A 19,308-nucleotide genomic window follows, 5' to 3' on the forward strand; every position below is an offset into this window, starting at 1 on the left:
CGTGAGCTGCGCCCGGGCCTCCCGTCGGCCCCGCCGCCCGCCACGGCCTCGCCGGCCCGCTCCCCCGGTGCCGGACGGGCTGGGAAGGCGGATCACCCGCTACGGTTGACCGGATGACCCCCGAGCAGCGCTCACGCAAGGAAGCCGCGGGCACCGGCGCCGCCGCGCCCCGCTCACTGGCCGAGTCCCTGCGTGCGCGGGACGACGCCTCCCTGTCCGCCCTCCTGCGCGCCCGCCCGGACCTCATCACCCCCGTCCCCACCGACCTCACCCAGCTCGCGACCCGCGCCGCCACCCGGGCGAGCGTCGTCCGCGCGCTGGAGCGCCTCGACCGGTTCGCCCTGCAGACGGCGGAGGCCCTGGCCGTGGCCCCGGACCCGGCGTCGTACGACGAACTGCTGAATCTGATGGCCGGGGACGGCGGCGCGGAGACCGACCCGGTCGTCGCCGAGGCTCTCCCCCGCGCCCTCGCCGTCCTGCGCGAACAGGCCCTGGCCTGGGGCCCCGACGACCGCCTCCGCCTCGTCCGCACGGCCCGGGAGCTGCTCTCCCCGTCCCCGCAGCACCCCTCGCCCACCGGCCTCGGCCCGACCGTCACCGAGGCCGCCTCCGGCATGTCCCCGGGCCGGATCCAGGAGATCCTGACCGTCACCGGGCTGCCCAGCACCCATGACGCCGTGTCCGCGACGGCCTCCCTGACCGCCCTGTTCGCCGACCGCGCCCGGATGGCCGCGCTTCTCGCGACCGCGCCCGCCGAGTCCCTCGAGGTGCTGACCCGCCTGGTGTGGGGACCGCCGTACGGCCAGGTCACCCCGGATCCCGCGCCGCGGCTGCGCTGGCTGCTCGACCGCGGGCTGCTGCTGCCGACCGCCCCCGGGACCGTCGTCCTGCCCCGGGAGGTGGCCCTGCATCTGCGGTCCGGCCGCGCACACCGGCACACCGAGCCGCTGCCGCCCGCCCTCGCGACCGCCGCCACCCACCGTCCGCAGATGGTGGACGCGACGGCGGCCGGTCAGGCGTACACCGCGCTGGCGACCGTCGAGGAGCTGCTGAAGGACTGGGACGAGGGCGGCCCGGCGGTGCTGCGCGCGGGCGGTCTGAGCGTGCGCGACCTGAAGCGGACCGCGGTGGCGCTCGACGTGCCCGAGCCCATGGCCGCCTTCTGGGTCGAACTCGCCTACGCGGCGGGGCTGCTGGCCTCCGACGGCGAGGCCGACGAGCGGTACGCGGCGACCCCGGCGTACGACGAGTGGCTCGAACTGCCCCCCGCCGTGCGGTGGACCCGGCTGGCCACGGCCTGGCTGGCGGCGACCCGCGCGCCGGGCCTGGTCGGCGGCCGGGACGCGAAGGACCGCGCACTGTCCGCGCTCGGCCCCGGACTTGACCGCTCCGCCGCCCCCGAGGTCCGCCACCGGGTGCTGGCCCTGCTCGCCGGCCTGCCCGAGGGCGCGGCGGCCGGCCACGACTCGGTCGTCGCCCGGCTCCGCTGGGAACGCCCGCTGCGCGGCGCCCAGCCCACGGCGGAGGACCTGCGCGGCCGCCTCGCCGAGTGGGCGCTGTCCGAGGCGGAGCTGCTGGGGGTCACGGGCCGCGGAGCGCTGTCCGCGCACGGCCGTGCGCTGCTCGGTGATGCCGCGGAGCACGCCCCGGCCGCCGAGCCGGCCGGCCCCGGCGACAAGCTGCCGGTGCACCACCGGCACCACCGCCCCGCGCTCCGCGAGCCCCTCACGGCGGCCGACCGGGCGGCGGCGGCCGACCGCGCCGCGGCGCTGCTCGCCCCGCTGCTGCCCGAGCCCCTGGACCATGTGCTGCTGCAGGCGGACCTGACGGCGGTGGCCCCCGGTCCGCTCCAGCGGCCGCTGGCCGACATGCTCGGGGTTCTCGCCGACGTCGAGTCGAAGGGCGGCGCGACGGTCTACCGCTTCACGCCCGCCTCCGTACGCCGCGCCCTGGACGCGGGGCGCAGCGCCAGCGATCTGCACACGTTCCTGACCGCGCACTCCCGCACTCCGGTGCCGCAGCCGCTCGCCTATCTGATCGACGACGTGGCGCGCAGGCACGGGCATCTGCGCGTCGGGGCGGCCTCGGCGTATGTGCGCTGCGACGACGACAGCGTGCTGAACGAGATCCTCGCCGACAAGCGCTCCGCCTCGCTGCGCCTGCGCCGGCTGGCCCCGACGGTCCTCGCCGCGGGGGCCGACCCGGCGACGCTCCTGGAGGGGCTGCGCGCCATGGGCTTCGCCCCCGCCGCGGAGTCCGCGGAGGGCGACGTCCTGATCACCCGGGCCCATGCCCACCGCACCCCGCCCCGCACCGCACCGGAGCCGGTCCCGGACGGGCCGCCGACGCCCGACGCGACGCTGCTGACCGCGGCGCTGCGCGCCATCCGGGCCGGCGACCTCGCCTCGACGGCGCCCCGCAAGCCCGGCCCGGAGCCCGCCGCCGACGGCGACCTGCCGCGCACCACCTCCGCCGAGACCCTGGCCACCATGCAGGCCGCCGTCCTCACCGGCACCGCCCTGTGGATCGGCTACGTCAACGCCGAGGGCACAGCCTCCCAGCGCGTCATCGCTCCGCTCCGGGTGGAGGGCGGCTTCGTCACGGCGTACGACCACACGGCGGACGAGGTCCGCACCTATCCGCTGCACCGGGTCACGGGAGTGGCCGAGCTGGCGGACGACCAGCTGTGATCACCTCCGGATGAGGCACACTGGACGTTTGGCCGAGCTGTTGGCCACACGGAAAGGGTGCCGCGCGTGAATGGTCCGCTCATCGTTCAGTCCGACAAGACCCTGCTTCTCGAAGTCGATCACGAGCAGGCCGACGACTGTCGTCGCGCCATCGCGCCGTTCGCCGAACTGGAGCGGGCGCCCGAGCACATCCACACCTACCGGGTGACCCCTCTTGGCCTGTGGAACGCCCGGGCCGCCGGGCACGACGCCGAGCAGGTCGTCGACGCCCTCGTGCAGTACAGCCGCTATCCGGTGCCGCACGCCCTGCTCGTCGACATCGCCGAGACCATGGACCGGTACGGACGGCTGACCCTCAGCAAGCACCCGGCCCACGGTCTGGTCCTGACGACCACCGACCGGCCGGTGCTCGAGGAGGTGCTGCGCTCCAAGCGCATCGCCCCGCTGGTCGGGACCCGGATCGACCAGGACACGGTCGCCGTGCATCCCTCCGAACGCGGGCAGATCAAGCAGGTGCTGCTCAAGCTGGGCTGGCCCGCCGAGGACCTCGCGGGATACGTCGACGGCGAGGCGCACCCGATCGAGCTGGCCGAGGACGGCTGGGCGCTCAGGCCCTACCAGAAGCAGGCCGTGGAGAACTTCTGGCACGGCGGCAGCGGGGTCGTCGTGCTGCCCTGCGGCGCCGGCAAGACGCTGGTCGGCGCCGGGTCCATGGCCCAGGCCAAGGCCACCACCCTGATCCTGGTCACCAACACCGTCTCCGCCCGGCAGTGGAAGCACGAGCTGGTGAAGCGGACCTCGCTCACCGAGGACGAGATCGGCGAGTACTCCGGTACGCGCAAGGAGATCCGGCCGGTCACCATCGCCACGTACCAGGTGCTCACCACCAAGCGGAAGGGTGTCTACCCGCACCTGGAGCTGTTCGACTCCCGCGACTGGGGGCTCATCGTCTACGACGAGGTGCATCTGCTCCCCGCGCCCGTCTTCAAGTTCACGGCGGACCTCCAGGCGCGCCGGCGGCTCGGACTGACCGCGACGCTGGTGCGCGAGGACGGCCGCGAGTCGGACGTGTTCTCCCTCATCGGGCCCAAGCGGTTCGACGCGCCCTGGAAGGAGATCGAGGCCCAGGGCTATATCGCCCCCGCCGACTGCGTCGAGGTGCGGGTGAACCTCACCGACTCCGAGCGGCTCGCGTACGCCACCGCCGAGACCGAGGAGAAGTACCGCTTCTGCGCCACCACCGACACCAAGCGGAAGGTGACCGAGGCGCTGGTGCGGCGCTTCGCGGGACAGCAGATCCTGGTCATCGGCCAGTACATCGACCAGCTGGACGAGCTGGGCGAGCACCTGGGCGCGCCCGTCATCAAGGGCGAGACCTCCAACGCGCAGCGCGAGAGGCTCTTCGACGCCTTCCGCGAGGGCGAGATCAACGTGCTCGTCGTCTCCAAGGTCGCGAACTTCTCCATCGACCTGCCGGAGGCGACCGTCGCCATCCAGGTGTCGGGGACGTTCGGGTCGCGCCAGGAGGAGGCCCAGCGGCTGGGCCGGGTGCTGCGCCCGAAGGCCGACGGCCACCAGGCGCACTTCTACTCGGTGGTCGCCCGCGACACCATCGACCAGGACTTCGCCGCCCACCGCCAGCGCTTTTTGGCGGAACAGGGCTATGCGTACCGGATCATGGACGCGGACGAGCTGCTGGCCGAGAGCTGAGGGTCGGGAACCCATAAGCCACAGAAGGTACACGAGTGGTAACGGTCCGTCAGGGTGCGGGCCGGACCCCTCGCTTCCGGGCGGCGGAGCCCGGCTGGGGGCCGGGGAAGCGCCCGGCGAGCCGCCGTCACCGGCGGCTGCGGACGCCCGACTCTTCCCCGTACTCGCCGAGGAGGACCACGTCGATCGCGGCGCCCAGGAACACCTTGGCGGCGCGCAGGGCGTCCCCGAGGCGATGACGTCGGTGCTTGCCCTCCAGGGCGGTGGCACCGGTCGGCGGGCCGTGCCGGGCGGGTGTGAAGGTCACTGCGCTCATGTCTCCATGGTGGAACCGCCGGCCCCGAATGGCGTCGGACCAAGGACGTAACCTGCGCGGCTCTCCGTACCTCTTCCGGCTGCCCGGTGTCGTACCCCGGAGGGACCCCTCCCCCTAGGGGGACACGGCCCGCCCGGCACCGGGGCGCCGGTCGCGGGCGGCCCCGGGCGCCGGGAAATCCGCTGGCCGCCGCCGCCGCCGTCACCTAAAATCTCCTCTCTTGCCCGCCTCCCTTCACGGAGAGCCGTCGTCCGGCCGGAAACCGGACGGCACCACCGCCACCCGTCCTCGCGACGCAGCCACCGCCCCGGAGGGCAGCTTTCCGTGTCCACGCCGTCAGCCCCCGACCCCCGCCCCGGCCTCTCCGACGCCGACCCCCTCTCCCGCGAACGCTCCCACCTCGCCGCCTCCCGGGCCGCGCTGCGCGCGATGCGCGAGGACGTGGAGAACCTCGACATCCGCGATGTCACCGCGAACTGGGTCAACGCCGCGGTGCTCGCCCGCCAGATCGACGAGCGCATCAAGGCCCTCGCCGACCTCAGCCACACCCCGCTGTTCTTCGGCCGCCTCGACTATCTGCACGCTCCCGGGGCCGACCAGGCGGAGGGCGCCGAGGGCGAGCGCTTCTACATCGGGCGCCGGCATGTGCACGACGCCGACGGCGACCCGATGGTGATCGACTGGCGAGCGCCCGTCTCCCAGCCGTTCTACCGGGCCTCGAAGAAGGACCCGATGGACATCGGGCTGCGCCGCCGCTTCGGCTACACCGGCGGCGACCTCACGGCGTACGAGGACGAGCATCTGTCCGACCCCGCCGAGACCGCCGCCGCCAGCAAGCTGCTCCAGCAGGAGATCGAGCGCCCGCGCGTCGGCCCGATGCGCGACATCGTGGCCACGATCCAGCCCGAGCAGGACGAGATCGTGCGGTCCGGGCTCTCGGGCACGGTCTGCGTGCAGGGCGGCCCCGGCACCGGGAAGACGGCCGTCGGCCTGCACCGGGTCGCCTATCTCCTCTACGCCCACCGCGAGCGGCTCGCCCGCACCGGCACCCTCGTCATCGGGCCGAACGCGTCATTCCTGCACTACATCGAGCAGGTACTGCCCGCGCTCGGCGAGCTGGAGGTGCGGCAGGCGACGGTGGACGACCTCGTGGCGCATGTCGAGGTCCGGGGGACGGACGCGGCGGCAGCCGCCGTCGTCAAGGGCGACGCACGCATGGCGGAGGTGCTCCGGCGGGCCGTCCGCGCGCATGTGACGCTGCCCACCGAGCCCGTCGTGGTGGTGCGCGGGTCCCGGCGCTGGCGCGTGTCCGCGTACGAACTCGAGCAGATCGTGCGGGAGTTGCTCGACCGGGACATCCGCTACGGCGCCGCCCGCGAGGCCCTGCCGCAGCGGATCGCGCACGCCGTGCTGGTCCAGATGGAGCGGGCCGGGGAGGCGCCGGACGACCGGGTGCAGGACGCCGTGGCCCGCAACACCGCCGTGAAGGCGGCGGTCAAGGCGATCTGGCCGCCGGTCGACCCGGCCAAGCTGGTCCTGCGGCTGCTCACGGACGCCGATTTCCTCGCCGGGCATGCGGCGGGGCTGCTCGACGAGGACGAGCAGAAGAAGATCCTCTGGACGAAGCCGGTGCGCTCGGTGAAGTCCGCCCGCTGGTCGCCCGCGGACGCCGTGCTGATCGACGAGGCCACCGATCTGGTCCAGCGCACGCACTCGCTCGGGCATGTCGTGCTCGACGAGGCGCAGGATCTCTCCCCGATGCAGTACCGGGCGGTCGGCCGGCGCTGCACCACCGGTTCGGCGACCGTGCTCGGCGATCTCGCCCAGGGCACCACGCCCTGGGCGACCCGCAGCTGGGAGGAGGCGCTCGCACACCTGGGCAAGCAGGACGCGATGATCGAGGAGCTGACGGCCGGTTTCCGGGTGCCGACCGACGTGATCACCTACGCCTCCCGGCTGCTGCCGCACATCGCACCCGGGCTCACGCCGGTGGCGTCGGTCCGGGAGAACCCGGGCTCCTTCGAGGTGCGCCCGGTCACGGACACCGCCGACGTGGTCACCGCCTGCGCGCAGTCACTGCGCCACGAGGGCTCCATCGGCCTGATCGCGGCCGACGCCCGGGTCCCCGTGCTCGCCGAGGCGCTCACCGCCGCGGGCATCGGCTACCTCGGCCCGGGCGAGGAGACGACCGAGGAGACCCGGCTGACCCTGGTCCCGGCGTCCCTCGCGAAGGGTCTGGAGTACGACTACGTGGTCCTCGACGAGCCGCAGGCGGTCGTCGACGGCGAGCCGGACGAACGGACGGGCCTGCGCCGCCTGTATGTGGCCCTCACCCGTGCCGTCTCGGGCCTGATCGTGACCCACGCGGCCCCGCTGCCGCCTGAGCTCGGCTGAATCAGTCGTCGAGGGCCGTACGCCACTCCCGTACGGCCTGCGCGGAGACCGGCTCGGTCCAGCCGGCCGGGCGGGCCGCGCCGCCGATGTGGAAGGCGTCCACGCCGGCGGCGCGCAGCCGCGGGACATGGTCGAGGCGGAGGCCGCCGCCGGCCATGAGCCGCTGGGTGTAGCCGGGCTCACCGTGCCGGGCCGCCTCGGCGACCAGCGTGGGCAGGCCGTCGTCCACACCGTCGGACGAGCCCGCGGTGAGATAGGTGTCCAGGCCCGGCAGCTCGGCGAGCTGCTTGCGCAGGGCGTCCCGGTCGGCGGCGTGGTCGATCGCGCGGTGGAAGGTCCAGCGGCAGCCGTCCAGCTCCGCGAGCAGCCGCTCCACGCTCTCCAGGTCGGGCCCGCCGTCGTCGTCGAGGAATCCGAGCACGAACTCGTCGGCACCGGCCGCGCGCAGCTCGCCCGCGGCACGGACGAGCGCCCCGGCGTCACCGGCCGCGAACCCGTCCCGCTTCCGGAGCATCACGCGCAGCGGGATGTCGACGGCGTCGCGGATCCCGGCGAAGGCCGCGACCGGCGGGGTGAGCCCGTCGGCGGCGATGTCGGTGACCAGTTCGAGGCGGTCCGCACCTCCGGCCTGGGCGGCGACCGCGTCCTCGGGACCGAGGGCGATCACCTCCAGGACTGCACGCGAGCTCATAGGACCCCTTCCGTTGGTGTTCCCTGGAGCGACTACAGGTCTAGTCCAATCCAAGCGTACGACGACGGGACACCCAGGGGGAGACGGCACCGGCCGGGCCGGCCCTCCCACGCCGCCCGGTCCTGCCGCATCGCCGTAGGATCCCCGCGTGATGACGGGCGCGCTGAAGAGCACGGTGGACCGCGTCTGGGACGCCTTCTGGTCCGGTGGCATCTCCAACCCGCTGGAGGCGCTGGAACAGATCACCTATCTGCTCTTCGTCCGCCGCCTCGACGAGCTCCAGACGGTCAGGGACCGCACGGCCCGGCACGGCGTCCCGGACTCCGCCCCCTTCTTCGGCCCTGATCAACAGGACCTGCGCTGGCAGAACTTCAAGGACGACGAACCGGCGCGGATGTACCGCACGGTCGCCGACAAGGTCTTCCCCCATCTGCGCACCCTGGGCGGCGAGGACTCCACGTACGCGCACCACATGAGGGACGCCCGCTTCACCATCCCCACCCCCGGCCTGCTCGCCAAGGTCGTCCTCCTCCTGGAGGGCATCCCCCTGCAGGACAAGGACACCAACGGCGACCTGTACGAGTACATGCTCGGCAAGATCGCCACCGCCGGGCAGAACGGACAGTTCCGCACCCCCCGGCACATCATCCGGCTGATGGTCGAGATGACCGAGCCCCACCTGCGCGACGAGATCTGCGACCCCGCCTGCGGCACCGCCGGCTTCCTGGTCGACGCGTCCGAATACGTGTGGCGCGTACACCGGGACGACCTCCTCGAGGCCGACAACCGGCACCACTTCCACAACGGCATGTTCCACGGGTTCGACTTCGACTCGACCATGCTGCGCATCGGCTCGATGAACATGCTGATGCACGGAATGGCGAGCCCGGACATCCGCTACCGCAACTCGCTCTCACAGAGCGCGGGCGAGGAGACCGACCGCTACTCCCTGATCCTCGCCAACCCGCCCTTCGCCGGCAGCCTCGACCACGAGACGACGTCCTCGGACCTGCTGAAGGTCGTCAAGACCAAGAAGACCGAACTCCTCTTCCTCGCCCTCTTCCTCAAACTCCTCAGACTTGGCGGCCGCGCCGCCGTCGTCGTTCCCGACGGCGTCCTCTTCGGCTCGACCAAAGCCCACAGGGAACTGCGCCGCGTGCTCGTCGAGGATCAGAGACTCGACGCGGTGGTCAAACTCCCCTCCGGCGTCTTCAAGCCCTACGCCGGCGTCTCCACCGCCATCCTCTTCTTCACCAGGACCGACTCCGGCGGCACCGACGACGTCTGGTTCTACGACGTCCGGGCGGACGGCTTCAGCCTCGACGACAAGCGCACACCACTGTTGCCGGAGGACCGCCTCGGCGCCCGCGCCACCCACCTCACGGCCGAGGAACATGCCAGGAACAACCTGCCCGACGTCCTCGCCCGCTGGAAACGCCGCACCACCGACGAACGCGACCGCGCCCGCACCGACCAGAGCTTCTGCGTCCCCCGGGCCGACATCGTCGCCCAGGCCTACGACCTCTCCCTCAACCGCTACAAAGAAGTCGTCCACGAAGAGGTTCCCACCCGATCCCCCCTCGACATCCTCGCCGACCTCGAACGACTCAACAAAGAGATCGACACCGGCACGGCCAGGCTCAAGGAGATGCTCGCATGAGCGGGGCGCGCACCGTGCGGCTCGGCGACTGCGTGGACTTCCTCTCCGGATTCGCCTTCAAGTCCGGCCAGTTCAACACGGACGGGGACGGCATCCCGGTGATCCGGATCCGTGATGTGAAGCCGGGCCGCTCACGGACGTACTACAGCGGGACCTACGACCCGAAATACGTGATCTCCGACGGCGACTACGTCATCGGGATGGACGGCGAGTTCACCCTCTCCCGGTGGCGCGGCGGGCGGGCCGTCCTCAATCAGCGGGTGTGCAGCCCGCGCCCGCTGTCCCAGGACATCGACCTGGCCTATGTGGCCCACCTCCTGCCCCCGGTGCTCAAGCGCATCGAGGACGCCACCCCCTTCGCGACGGTCAGGCATCTCTCCGTCAAGACGCTCCGGGACATCGAGTTGAAGGTGCCGCCGCTGCCCGAGCAGCGCCGCGTCGTCGCCCTACTGGAGCAGGTGGAGGAACTGCGCGAGAAGCGCCGCCGGGCGACGGCCCTCCTCGACGACCTCGCGGAGTCCGTCTTTCTCGACATGTTCGGGGACCCGGCCGCCCCCGCCCCGCCGTTCCCCAGGGTCCCCCTGGAGGACGCCGTGGCCCGGCGCCTGCAGAACGGCGCCTACTTCCCGGCCGAGGCGTACGTCGAGGACGGCGTGGCCATGGTGCACATGAGCGACGCGTTCCACGGCACCGTCGGCGCCCGGGGGCTGAGGCGGGTGGCGTGCCAGGAGAAGGACGTCGCCAAGTACGCGCTGACCGGGCACGACCTCCTGGTGGCCCGTCGCTCGCTCACCTACGAGGGGTCCGCCAAGCCCTGCCGGGTCACAGAGCCGGCCGAGCCGCTCATCTTCGAGTCGTCGCTGATCCGCGTCACACCCGCGCCCGGCCTCCTCACCACGCGGTATCTCCACGCCTATCTGTCCCACCGGCGGGTGCGGGCCGCCCACGTCTTCCCGCGAGTCACCGGGGCGACCATCACCGGCATCAGCCAGGAGAACCTGGCGAAGGTCCCCGTACTCCTGCCGCCGCTCACGGAACAGCGGGCCTTCGAGCGGCGCCTCGACGAGATCGACCGGGCGAAGGCCGCGTACCGGACCCAACTCGGCTCCCTCGACGAACTCTTCGCCTCGATCCAGCCACGCGCCTGCACCGGCACCCTCTGGGGACGCGAGGCCACCGCGTAGACCCTGGAGGGTCCACGCGGAACCGCGCACAGCACTCCCCGGTCGAACGACCGGGGCACCACGGGGACAATGGCGGCATGGCCGATCTCGATGACCTGCGCGCACGCTGGACCCGGGCCCTCGAAGGAGCCCGGGGACCGGCCGGCGGACCCGACCCCGCCCCGTACGCCGAGAACCTGCTCGCCCGCTGGCAGGAGCCGCAGCGCCGATACCACACGCTCGCGCATCTCACCACGGTCCTCGACCACATCGACGTACTGCGGGAGTACGCGGACGATCCGGACGTGGTGCGGCTGGCCGCCTGGTTCCACGACGCCGTCTATCTGCCCGACCGCTCCGAGAACGAGGAGCGCTCCGCCCGTCTCGCCGAACGCGCTCTGCCCGAGGCCGGGGTCGCCGAGGAGCGGACGGCCGAGGTCGCCCGGCTGGTCCGGCTCACCGTCACCCACGACCCGGCCGACGACGACCGCGACGGCCAGGTGCTGTGCGACGCCGATCTCGCGATCCTCGCGGCGCCCCCGTCCGTGTACGCCGCGTACACCGCCGCCGTCCGCGAGGAGTACGGCTTCGTCCCGGGCGACGCCTTCCGCGCGGGCCGCGCCGCGATCCTGCGCGAACTCCTCGGCCTGCCAAGGCTGTTCCGCACCCCGTACGGCCAGGACCACTGGGAGGCGACGGCCCGCTACAACATCGCCTCGGAACTGGAAATGCTGTCGACCTGAGGACGGGCGGTCTCCTAGCCTGCCCGCATGCGGAACATGGGCGGGGAACGGGTGGAAGAGGCCGTGGCGAGCTGCACGGGGCTGCTGCGGACGGCGACGGACCGGGACTGGGACGGGGTGAAGGCCGGGCGGCTGGAGTGGAGCTGCCTCCGGACCGCGGAGCACATCGCGAGCGATCTCATCGCCTACGCCGGGCAGTTGGCGGGCCGGGCACAGGACGCGTACGTGCCCTTCGACATCACCCTCGACGAGGGCACCGACGCGGCGGGCGCGCTCGATGTCATCGAGGCGACCGGCGCCCTGCTCTCCGCGGCCGTCCGCACGACCCCGCCGGGGGTGCGTGCCTTCCACCCGTATCCCTTCCGCAGCGTGAACCGCGAGGGCTTCGCCGCGATGGGCATCGCCGAAGTCCTGCTGCACACCCACGACATCGCCGAGGGCCTGGGGCTCGCGTACGAGCCGCCCGCCGAGCTGTGCGAGGACGTCCTGACCCGGATCTTCCCGCAGGTCCAGCCCGGACCGGAGCCCTGGCCCACCCTGTTGTGGGCCACCGGACGCGGCGATCTGCCCGGCCGCGCCCCGGTCACCGACTGGCGCTGGCACAACACCCCGGTGGTCCCGGCGGAACGCCTGACCCTGGAGGGCGTCACGCCCGCGGCGGCCCGTGATCTGTTCCTGGGCGGCGACGGGGGCTTCGAGTGGATCGAGGGCGGGCCCTTCCACGGCACGCGGGAAGCCTCCGGAATGGTGGTGGCCGCGTACGAGAACGGGGTGTACCAGCCGGAGTGGGGCCTGTACGTCCTCGTACGCAAGGAGGACGGCCGCGCGGTGGGCGGCATGGGCTTCCACGGCGCCCCGGACGAGGACGGCCGCGCGGAGGTCGGCTACGACCTGGCGGAGGCCGCCCGCGGTCACGGCTACGCGACCGAGGCGCTGCGCGCCCTGACGGCGCGGACGCTGGACCGCGACGACGTCCGCGCCCTGCACGCGGTCGTGGACAGGGACAACCACTCCTCGCACGCGGTGGTCTCGCGCGCCGGGTTCCGGCGGGTGGGCACGACCGGCGAGGGCGGTACGCAGGTGGCGTACGAGCTAGGGGGCGGCTGACCGGCGCGCCGCGTCGGCCGTGCCCTTGCGCCGCCGTAGGCCGGAGGCGTGCAGCAGACGTACCACCTCACGGCTGTCCACCTCCACCGCGCCCGCCCGGACGGCGTCCGGGTAGCGGTGGGAGGGCAGGTCGTAGTGGTCGCGCTCGAAGGCCCGGCGCGGCACGCCCAGCCGCTCGGCGAACCGGTGCAGTTCGTCGTACGAGACGTCGCTGACCAGGTGGGACCACAGCCGGCCGTGGCCCGGCCAGGTGGGCGGGTCGATATAGACCGTCACGAGGACGGCATCCCGCCCGTGGCCCGCCCCAGGAATCCCACCGCCGCGACCTTCACGCCCGCCTTCGGGCACACCCAGTGCGGATCGGCGCCGAGTTCGGGCTCGACGTCGAGGGCGTGCGGGTCGCCGGAGCCGCAGACGGGGCACAGCGGCCAGCGTCCGTACCGCTCCAGAAGGGCGTCCTGGACGTCCTGGGCGACGAGCCCGGCGACGTAGTCCATGCCGTCGGGCCACTGTTCGACCCACCATCGCCGCTGGGCGACGGAGTCCTCGACGAGCGAGACGACATCCGCCTCGGCGACCTCGCCCGCGACCAGGTCGGCGAGCACCAGGGCCCGGGCCGCGTGCAGGGCCTGCTCCAGGGGGCTGATGGGATCCATGCCCCCATTGTGCGCAACTCTTGACCGGACGTCCGAACGGAAAATATCTTTCACATTGTGACCCAGCGTGTGAAGGAAACTTTCCGCGGTTCATCGGGCAAGGACGCGCCGCCCGCTCCCGCCGCGCTCGCCGCCAAAGTGCGCACCCTGGCGCCCTCGATGACCCGGTCCATGCAGCGCGTCGCCGAGGCGGTCGCCGGCGACCCGGCCGGGTGCGCGGCGCTCACGGTCACCGGTCTCGCCGAGCGCACCGGCACCAGCGAGGCCACCGTGGTGCGTACGGCCCGCCTCCTCGGCTATCCGGGCTACCGGGACCTGCGGCTGGCCCTCGCAGGCCTCGCCGCGCAGCAGCAGTCGGGCCGCGCCCCGTCCGTCACCGCCGACATCGCGGTCGACGACCCGATCGCGGACGTCGTCGCGAAGCTCGCCTACGACGAGCAGCAGACCCTCGCCGACACCGCGGCCGGTCTCGACACCGTGCAGCTCGGCGCCGCCGTCACCGCGCTCGCCGGCGCCCGCCGTATCGATGTGTACGGCATAGGGGCGTCCGGGCTCGTCGCCCAGGACCTCGTCCAGAAGCTGCTGCGGATAGGGCTCATAGCCCATGCGCACAGCGATCCGCATCTCGCGGTCACCAACGCGGTGCAGTTGCGCGCCAAGGACGTGGCGATCGCGATCACGCACTCCGGTTCCACCGGCGACGTCATCGAACCGCTGCGGGTGGCCTTCGAGCGCGGGGCGACCACCGTCGCGGTCACCGGCCGTCCGGACGCGCCCGTCACGCAGTACGCGGACCACGTCCTGACCACCTCCACCGCGCGCGAGAGCGAACTGAGGCCGGCCGCGATGTCGTCCCGCACCAGCCAGCTCCTCGTCGTCGACTGCCTGTTCGTCGGCGTGGCACAGCGCACGTACGAGACCGCCGCACCGGCTCTGGCCGCGTCCTACGAGGCCCTGGCACACCGTCACCATCCCCGCGGCGCAACGAAGAGGTAGTCCTGCCCGTCCTCCCCTCAGAGCAGTGCCGCACCGGAAAGAGCCGCGCCCGATGACCTCCTCGTCCCACCCGCGCGATCTGCGAGCAGAGCTGGAGTCCCTGACCACCGAGGCGTTCCGCCCCGAGCTGGCCGAGATCGACCGGCTGCCGACCCTCGAGATCGCGCGGATCATGAACGGCGAGGACGCGACCGTGCCGGCCGCGGTCGCCGCGCGGCTGCCGCAGATCGCCGCCGCGATCGACGCCGTCGCCGAACGGATGGCCCGGGGCGGCCGGCTGGTGTACGCGGGCGCGGGCACGGCCGGGAGGCTCGGCGTCCTCGACGCCTCCGAGTGCCCGCCGACCTTCGACACGGACCCCTCGCAGGTGGTGGGACTGATCGCGGGCGGCCCCGGCGCGATGGTGACGTCGGTGGAGGGTGCGGAGGACTCCCGGGAGCTGGCGGCCCAGGACCTCGACGCACTGGGGCTGACGACCCGTGACACGGTGGTCGGCGTCTCGGCCTCGGGGCGCACGCCGTACGCACTCGGCGCGGTGGAGCACGCCCGGGCGGCCGGTGCGCTCACGGTCGGCCTGTCCTGCAACGCGGACAGCCCCCTCGCGGCGGCCGCCGACCACGGCATCGAGATCGTGGTCGGTCCCGAACTGCTGACCGGCTCGACCCGGCTGAAGGCGGGCACGGCGCAGAAGCTGGTCCTCAACACGATCTCGACGATCACGATGATCCGGCTGGGCAAGACGTACGGGAACCTGATGGTCGATGTGCGCGCCTCCAACGACAAGCTGCGCGCCCGCTCCCGGCGCATCGTGGCGCTCGCGACGGGCGCGGACGACGAGGAGATCGAAAAGGCGCTCGCGGCCACGGACGGTGAGGTCAAGAACGCGATCCTGACCATCCTCGGCGCGGTGGACGGCCTGACGGCGGCCCGGCTCCTCGCGGAGAGCGACGGCCATCTGCGCACGGCACTGGAGAGGGCGGCGGACTGACCGGGGCGCAGCCGTCCGCTTCCCCCGCGCTACCGCTCGGCCCGGTCCCTGCGGCGGCGGTGCAGATGGCGGGCGACGAGGACGGCCAGGGCGACGAGGACGTACAGCTCGTAGCGAGCGATCGCCGGGTACAGCGTCTCCAGGTGGGATCCGGCGAGGGCGCCGAACGTGACCCACACCCCCACCCACAGGGCGGCGCCGAGCGCGTTGAAGAGCAGAAAACGCCGCCAGGGCATCTCGGCCAGCCCGGCGATGATGCCGTTCGCCTGGCGCAGCCCCTCGATGAACCGCGCCACGGTGACGATCTTGCCGCCGTGCCGGGCGAAGAAGGCCTCCGCCTTGGCGACGCGGGCCGGGGTGAGCAGGAGGTAGCGGCCGTAGCGCTCCACCACCCGGTGGCCGCCGAAGCGGCCGATCGCATAGCCGACGTTGTCGCCGACGACCGCGGCGACGAAGGCGATGACGGCGACCAGGATCAGGTTCAGCCGGCCCGTGCCCGCGTACACGGCGGCGACGATCAGGATCGTCTCGCCGGGGGCGGGCACGCCGAAGTCCTCCAGGAACACCAGGCCGGCGACGGCCGGATAGCCCCAGTGGTCCAGGATCGGCGCGACGTCGGCGAGGACTCCGGGAAGCGGGGGCTGGGTCATCGGCGGTCTCCGGGCAGTCGGGCTTCGGCGTTCGGCACCGGCTTCCATGGTCCGTCACGCGGGGGGAAGGTGCCGTCTCACCCGAGCAACGGCAGTTCGGAGAACTCGTAGGTCTCCCAGATGCGCCGCGACACGGGCCGCCGCGCGGCCGGATCGGGGTCCGGTGTCCATACGTTGACGGTCAGCCAGTCGTCGCCGAGCGCGGCGTCCACCGGCCGGGCACGGCCCTGGATCCCGGCCTCCTGCGGGGGCGGTGGGCCGAACGTGTACGCCTCGCGGGTGCCGTCCCGGGCGCGCACCGGCCGCGGCGCCGCGAAGCGCCCCTCACCCACCGGCGGCTCGGCGAACGGGATGCCCCGGAAGACCGCGAGTCCGTCCTCCCGGCGCCCGCGGACGGCACCGACGGTGGTGCGCACCACGGGAGCGGACGTGTCGGCGCCCGGAGCGAGGGACCCGGATGACGTCATCGATGATCTCCACTGCTCGATCGGGAGAAGCGGCGCACGGTGTGCCCCCCTCCCGTAACGAACGGCGCGCGGCGGGTGATCCCGTCACAACGGGACCACTCCGCCGCGCACCCGGCGGACGCCGGGGCCTTCGGAACTCCGGGCCCTTACGCCTTGGTCCCGGACACCTCCCCCGTCGGCTCCTGTTCGCCCGCTGCCGTCGCGGTCGGCCCCTGTGCGTCGGCCGGGCCCCGGCGCGGGATGAGGGACGCCACGGCGAAGGCGAGGATGGCGGCACCCGCGCCGATGCCCAGGACCGTCTTGAAGCCGCTCTCCGACGGCAGGGTCGCGGGCCCCAGGTTCGTGGTCATATGGGCCAGGATGACGCCCGCCACCGCGCTCGCGGTGGACGTGCCGATGGAGCGCATGAGGGTGTTGAGGCTGTTGGCGGACCCGGTCTCGGAGGCGGGCACGGCCCCCATGATGAGGGCGGGCATGGCGCCGTAGGTGAAGCCGATGCCGGCGCCGATGACGCAGGAGACCAGCACGAAGTGCCAGACCTGGGCCATCAGCGCGATGTTGATGCCGTAGCCGGCGGCGACGATCAGCGCGCCGATCATCAGGGTCGTCTTCGGGCCCTTGGCGCGCGAGACGGCCGCCGACACGGGGGCCGTCGCCATCATCACCAGGCCGGAGGGCGCCATGACCAGACCGGCCGTCAGCAGTGACCTGCCGAGGCCGTAGCCGGTGGCCGCGGGCAGTTGCAGCAGCTGGGGGATGACCAGGGACATCGCGAACATGCCGAAACCGAGCGCCACCGAGGCGAGGTTGGTGACCAGCACCTGCCGACGGGCGGTGGTGCGCAGGTCCACCAGCGGCTCCGCCACGCGCAGTTCGAAGACGCCCCACACCAGCAGGATCACGACGGCGGCCGCGAACAGGCCGAGGGTGGTGCCACTGCCCCAGCCCCAGTCGGCGCCCTTGGAGATCGCCAGCAGAAGGCACATCAGACCTGCCGCCATGCCGAGCGCGCCGAGCGCGTCGAACCGGCCGCCGCTGCGCACGGCCGACTCCGGGACGAGGGCCACGACGAGCACGGCTGCGACCGCGCCGAGCACGGCGGAGGTCCAGAACAGCATGTGCCAGTCGAAGTTCTCGGCGATGACCGCGGCGGCGGGCAGACCGAGGGCGCCGCCGACACCGAGCGAGGCGCTCATCATCGCGGTCGCCGAACCCAGCCGCTCGGCGGGCAGTTCGTCGCGCATGATGCTGATGCCGAGCGGGATGACGCCGGAGGCGAGGCCCTGGAGGGCACGTCCCACGATCACCGGCGTCAGGGCGTCGCTGAGGGCGACGGTGACCGAGCCGACGACCAGCATCGCGAGCCCGGTCAGCAGCATGCGGCGCTTGCCGTACATGTCTCCGAGGCGGCCCATCACCGGTGTGGCGACGGCGGCGGCGAGCAGGGTCGCGGTGACGGCCCAGGCGGTGTCCGAGGAGGAGGCGCCCAGGAGCTTCGGCAGCTCGGGGACGATCGGGATCACCAGGGTCTGCATCAGCGAGACCACGATGCCGCCGAAGGCGAGCACCACGACCAGGACGTTCGATCTCGGCGCCGCGGACGGCCCGGCCTCGGCGGGCCGGGCGGGTGCGTCGGACATGAAGGGTGCCTCCGTCGGAGTGCAAGCGTGATTGACTCAGGCAACCTTAAGCCGATTGATTGACTTAAGCAAGGGAAATCCTCTGCAAGAGCCCCCTCCCGGCACCCCTCCGGCGGCGGGCCGCTGCGGCCGGTACCGCGCCCGACGGGAGCGGTACCGGCCGGGCGCGGATCAGTACAGGGTCTGCACCGCCGCCGCGTCGTACGACTCCAGCTCGTCGAACCGGCCCGCCAGGACCTTCGCCGCCCACTCGGGGTCCTGGAGCAGGGCGCGACCCACGGCGACCATGTCGAACTCCTCCGCCTCCAGGCGGTCCAGGAGGTTGTCGATGGCCTTGACCGGGGCGCCGTCGCCCTGGAAGGCGTTGATGAAGTCGCCGTCCAGACCCACCGAGCCGACGGTGATGACCTGCTTGCCCGTGAGCTTCTTGGTCCAGCCCGCCAGGTTGAGGTCCGAACCGTCGAACTCCGGCAGCCAGTAGCGGCGGGTGGAGGCGTGGAAGACGTCGACACCGGCCGCGGCCAGCGGGGTCAGGATCGCCTCCAGCTCCTCGGGGGTCTCCGCGAGCCGGGCGTCGTAGGCGTCCTGCTTCCACTGCGAGTAGCGGAAGATGACGGGGAACTCCGGCGAGACCGCCTCCCGTACTGCGGCCACGATCTCCGCACCGAACTTCGTACGGGCCACCGGGTCACCGCCGTAGGCGTCGGTACGGCGGTTGGTGCCCTCCCACAGGAACTGGTCGACGAGGTAGCCGTGGGCGCCGTGGATCTCCACACCGTCGAAGCCGATGCGCTCGGCGTCGGCCGCGGCCTGGGCGAACGCGCCGATCACGGCGTCCAGGTCGGTCCGGTCCATGGCCTTGCCGGTGGCCTCGGTGGCGCCGATGCGCAGACCCGAGGGACCGACGGCGGGGGCGTCGGCGAACGGCGGCCGGCCCTCCTCGCGGACCATGCCGACGTGCCACAGCTGCGGGACGATCGTGCCGCCCGCCGCGTGCACCGCCTCGGCGACCTTCGCCCAGCCCGCCAGCTGCTCCTCGCCGTGGAAGCGCGGCACCCGGCTGCTCTGACCCGCCGACGCGTGGCCCACGTAGGTGCCCTCGGTGACGATCAGACCGACACCGGCGGCCGCGCGGCGGGCGTAGTACGCCGACACGTCCTCGCCGGGGACGCCGTCCGTGGAGAACATGCGGGTCATCGGGGCCATCGCGATCCGGTTCGGGACCGTGAGGCCGTTGAGGGTGATCGGCCGGGACAGGATCTGGGCCGCGCGGGAGGCGGGAGACGGGGCGACGGTCACGTGGGCTCCTCGAGGGTGACGTTGCTAACCGGTTGGTATGTGCACGCGCATTGTTGCATCCCATAAAACAACCGCTGATGTGCTACCCCGTATTCCGCTTCCTGGGCGCACCGCGGCGTGACCCCGGACACGCCCGAG

16 protein-coding genes and 1 pseudogene are annotated in these 19,308 nt (G+C 72.8%); 9 read left to right on the forward strand and 8 right to left on the reverse strand.

The window, feature by feature from the left end:
* The first annotated feature begins 113 nt into the window (after nt 1–113).
* Both ACFY2Z_RS10280 and ACFY2Z_RS10285 read left to right on the forward strand, forming a co-directional pair.
* Nucleotides 114–2,690, forward strand: a complete 2,577-nt coding sequence (locus tag ACFY2Z_RS10280) for a helicase-associated domain-containing protein (RefSeq protein ID WP_390743732.1) — start codon at nt 114–116, stop codon at nt 2,688–2,690.
* A gap of 66 nt (nt 2,691–2,756) precedes the next feature.
* A complete protein-coding gene (locus ACFY2Z_RS10285) occupies nt 2,757–4,400 on the forward strand; it encodes a DNA repair helicase XPB (RefSeq protein WP_390743733.1) in 1,644 nt (547 codons plus the stop codon).
* 127 nt (nt 4,401–4,527) lie between these two features.
* Here ACFY2Z_RS10285 and ACFY2Z_RS10290 read toward each other — a convergent pair whose 3' ends face one another.
* Nucleotides 4,528–4,716: a hypothetical protein gene (locus ACFY2Z_RS10290; RefSeq protein WP_355907196.1), complete on the reverse strand. Its 189-nt coding sequence runs from the start codon at nt 4,714–4,716 to the stop codon at nt 4,528–4,530.
* Nucleotides 4,717–5,040: 324 nt separating this feature from the next.
* Between ACFY2Z_RS10290 and ACFY2Z_RS10295 the strand changes: the two genes are divergently transcribed.
* The gene (locus tag ACFY2Z_RS10295; protein WP_390743734.1) at nt 5,041–7,110 is read left to right on the forward strand and encodes a HelD family protein; all 2,070 of its coding nucleotides are present in this window, start codon (nt 5,041–5,043) and stop codon (nt 7,108–7,110) included.
* 1 nt (nt 7,111) lies between these two features.
* Here ACFY2Z_RS10295 and ACFY2Z_RS10300 read toward each other — a convergent pair whose 3' ends face one another.
* A complete protein-coding gene (locus tag ACFY2Z_RS10300; protein WP_390743735.1) occupies nt 7,112–7,801 on the reverse strand; it encodes a copper homeostasis protein CutC in 690 nt (229 codons plus the stop codon).
* Between the two features lie 151 nt (nt 7,802–7,952).
* Here ACFY2Z_RS10300 and ACFY2Z_RS10305 point away from each other — a divergent pair, with 151 nt between their 5' ends.
* From ACFY2Z_RS10305 to ACFY2Z_RS10320, 4 genes are all read left to right on the forward strand, one after another.
* Nucleotides 7,953–9,461, forward strand: a complete 1,509-nt coding sequence (locus tag ACFY2Z_RS10305) for an N-6 DNA methylase (protein ID WP_390743809.1) — start codon at nt 7,953–7,955, stop codon at nt 9,459–9,461.
* Nucleotides 9,458–10,645: a restriction endonuclease subunit S gene (locus tag ACFY2Z_RS10310; RefSeq protein ID WP_390743736.1), complete on the forward strand. Its 1,188-nt coding sequence runs from the start codon at nt 9,458–9,460 to the stop codon at nt 10,643–10,645. The genes ACFY2Z_RS10305 and ACFY2Z_RS10310 overlap by 4 nt, the downstream gene beginning before the upstream one ends.
* 77 nt (nt 10,646–10,722) lie before the next feature.
* Complete coding sequence (locus ACFY2Z_RS10315) at nt 10,723–11,367, forward strand: hypothetical protein (protein WP_390743737.1); 645 nt, start codon at nt 10,723–10,725, stop codon at nt 11,365–11,367.
* A 27-nt stretch (nt 11,368–11,394) separates the two neighbouring features.
* On the forward strand, nt 11,395–12,474 hold the full coding sequence (locus tag ACFY2Z_RS10320; protein WP_390743738.1) for a GNAT family N-acetyltransferase: 1,080 nt from the start codon (nt 11,395–11,397) through the stop codon (nt 12,472–12,474).
* Here the strand turns inward: ACFY2Z_RS10320 and ACFY2Z_RS10325 are convergent.
* Together ACFY2Z_RS10325 and ACFY2Z_RS10330 are read right to left on the reverse strand one after the other, a co-directional pair.
* Nucleotides 12,460–12,750: a DUF4031 domain-containing protein gene (locus ACFY2Z_RS10325; RefSeq protein ID WP_390743739.1), complete on the reverse strand. Its 291-nt coding sequence runs from the start codon at nt 12,748–12,750 to the stop codon at nt 12,460–12,462. The genes ACFY2Z_RS10320 and ACFY2Z_RS10325 overlap by 15 nt on opposite strands.
* A complete protein-coding gene (locus ACFY2Z_RS10330) occupies nt 12,747–13,130 on the reverse strand; it encodes a hypothetical protein (protein WP_390743740.1) in 384 nt (127 codons plus the stop codon). Before ACFY2Z_RS10330 ends, ACFY2Z_RS10325 begins: the two co-directional genes overlap by 4 nt.
* Before the next feature lie 57 nt (nt 13,131–13,187).
* Between ACFY2Z_RS10330 and ACFY2Z_RS10335 the strand changes: the two genes are divergently transcribed.
* Both ACFY2Z_RS10335 and murQ read left to right on the forward strand, forming a co-directional pair.
* Nucleotides 13,188–14,126 carry a MurR/RpiR family transcriptional regulator gene (locus ACFY2Z_RS10335; protein ID WP_311694535.1) on the forward strand — a complete coding sequence of 313 codons (939 nt, stop codon included), beginning with the start codon at nt 13,188–13,190 and terminating at the stop codon, nt 14,124–14,126.
* A gap of 52 nt (nt 14,127–14,178) precedes the next feature.
* Nucleotides 14,179–15,114, forward strand: a complete 936-nt coding sequence (murQ, locus tag ACFY2Z_RS10340) for an N-acetylmuramic acid 6-phosphate etherase (RefSeq protein ID WP_390743741.1) — start codon at nt 14,179–14,181, stop codon at nt 15,112–15,114.
* Nucleotides 15,115–15,143: 29 nt separating this feature from the next.
* Here murQ and ACFY2Z_RS10345 read toward each other — a convergent pair whose 3' ends face one another.
* The 4 genes and pseudogenes from ACFY2Z_RS10345 to ACFY2Z_RS10360 all read right to left on the reverse strand — a co-directional run bounded on the left by ACFY2Z_RS10345 (nt 15,144) and on the right by ACFY2Z_RS10360 (nt 19,170).
* A complete protein-coding gene (locus tag ACFY2Z_RS10345; protein WP_390743742.1) occupies nt 15,144–15,764 on the reverse strand; it encodes a DedA family protein in 621 nt (206 codons plus the stop codon).
* A gap of 131 nt (nt 15,765–15,895) precedes the next feature.
* Nucleotides 15,896–16,231: pseudogene (locus ACFY2Z_RS10350) on the reverse strand (carboxylesterase family protein); the annotation flags it as partial.
* A gap of 146 nt (nt 16,232–16,377) precedes the next feature.
* Nucleotides 16,378–17,871 carry an MFS transporter gene (locus ACFY2Z_RS10355; protein WP_390743743.1) on the reverse strand — a complete coding sequence of 498 codons (1,494 nt, stop codon included), beginning with the start codon at nt 17,869–17,871 and terminating at the stop codon, nt 16,378–16,380.
* Between the two features lie 171 nt (nt 17,872–18,042).
* On the reverse strand, nt 18,043–19,170 hold the full coding sequence (locus ACFY2Z_RS10360; protein WP_390743744.1) for an NADH:flavin oxidoreductase: 1,128 nt from the start codon (nt 19,168–19,170) through the stop codon (nt 18,043–18,045).
* Nucleotides 19,171–19,308: the final 138 nt, after the last annotated feature.

The sequence above is a fragment of the Streptomyces sp. NPDC001222 genome (genome assembly GCF_042896945.1).
Classification (GTDB): domain Bacteria; phylum Actinomycetota; class Actinomycetes; order Streptomycetales; family Streptomycetaceae; genus Streptomyces; species Streptomyces gibsoniae.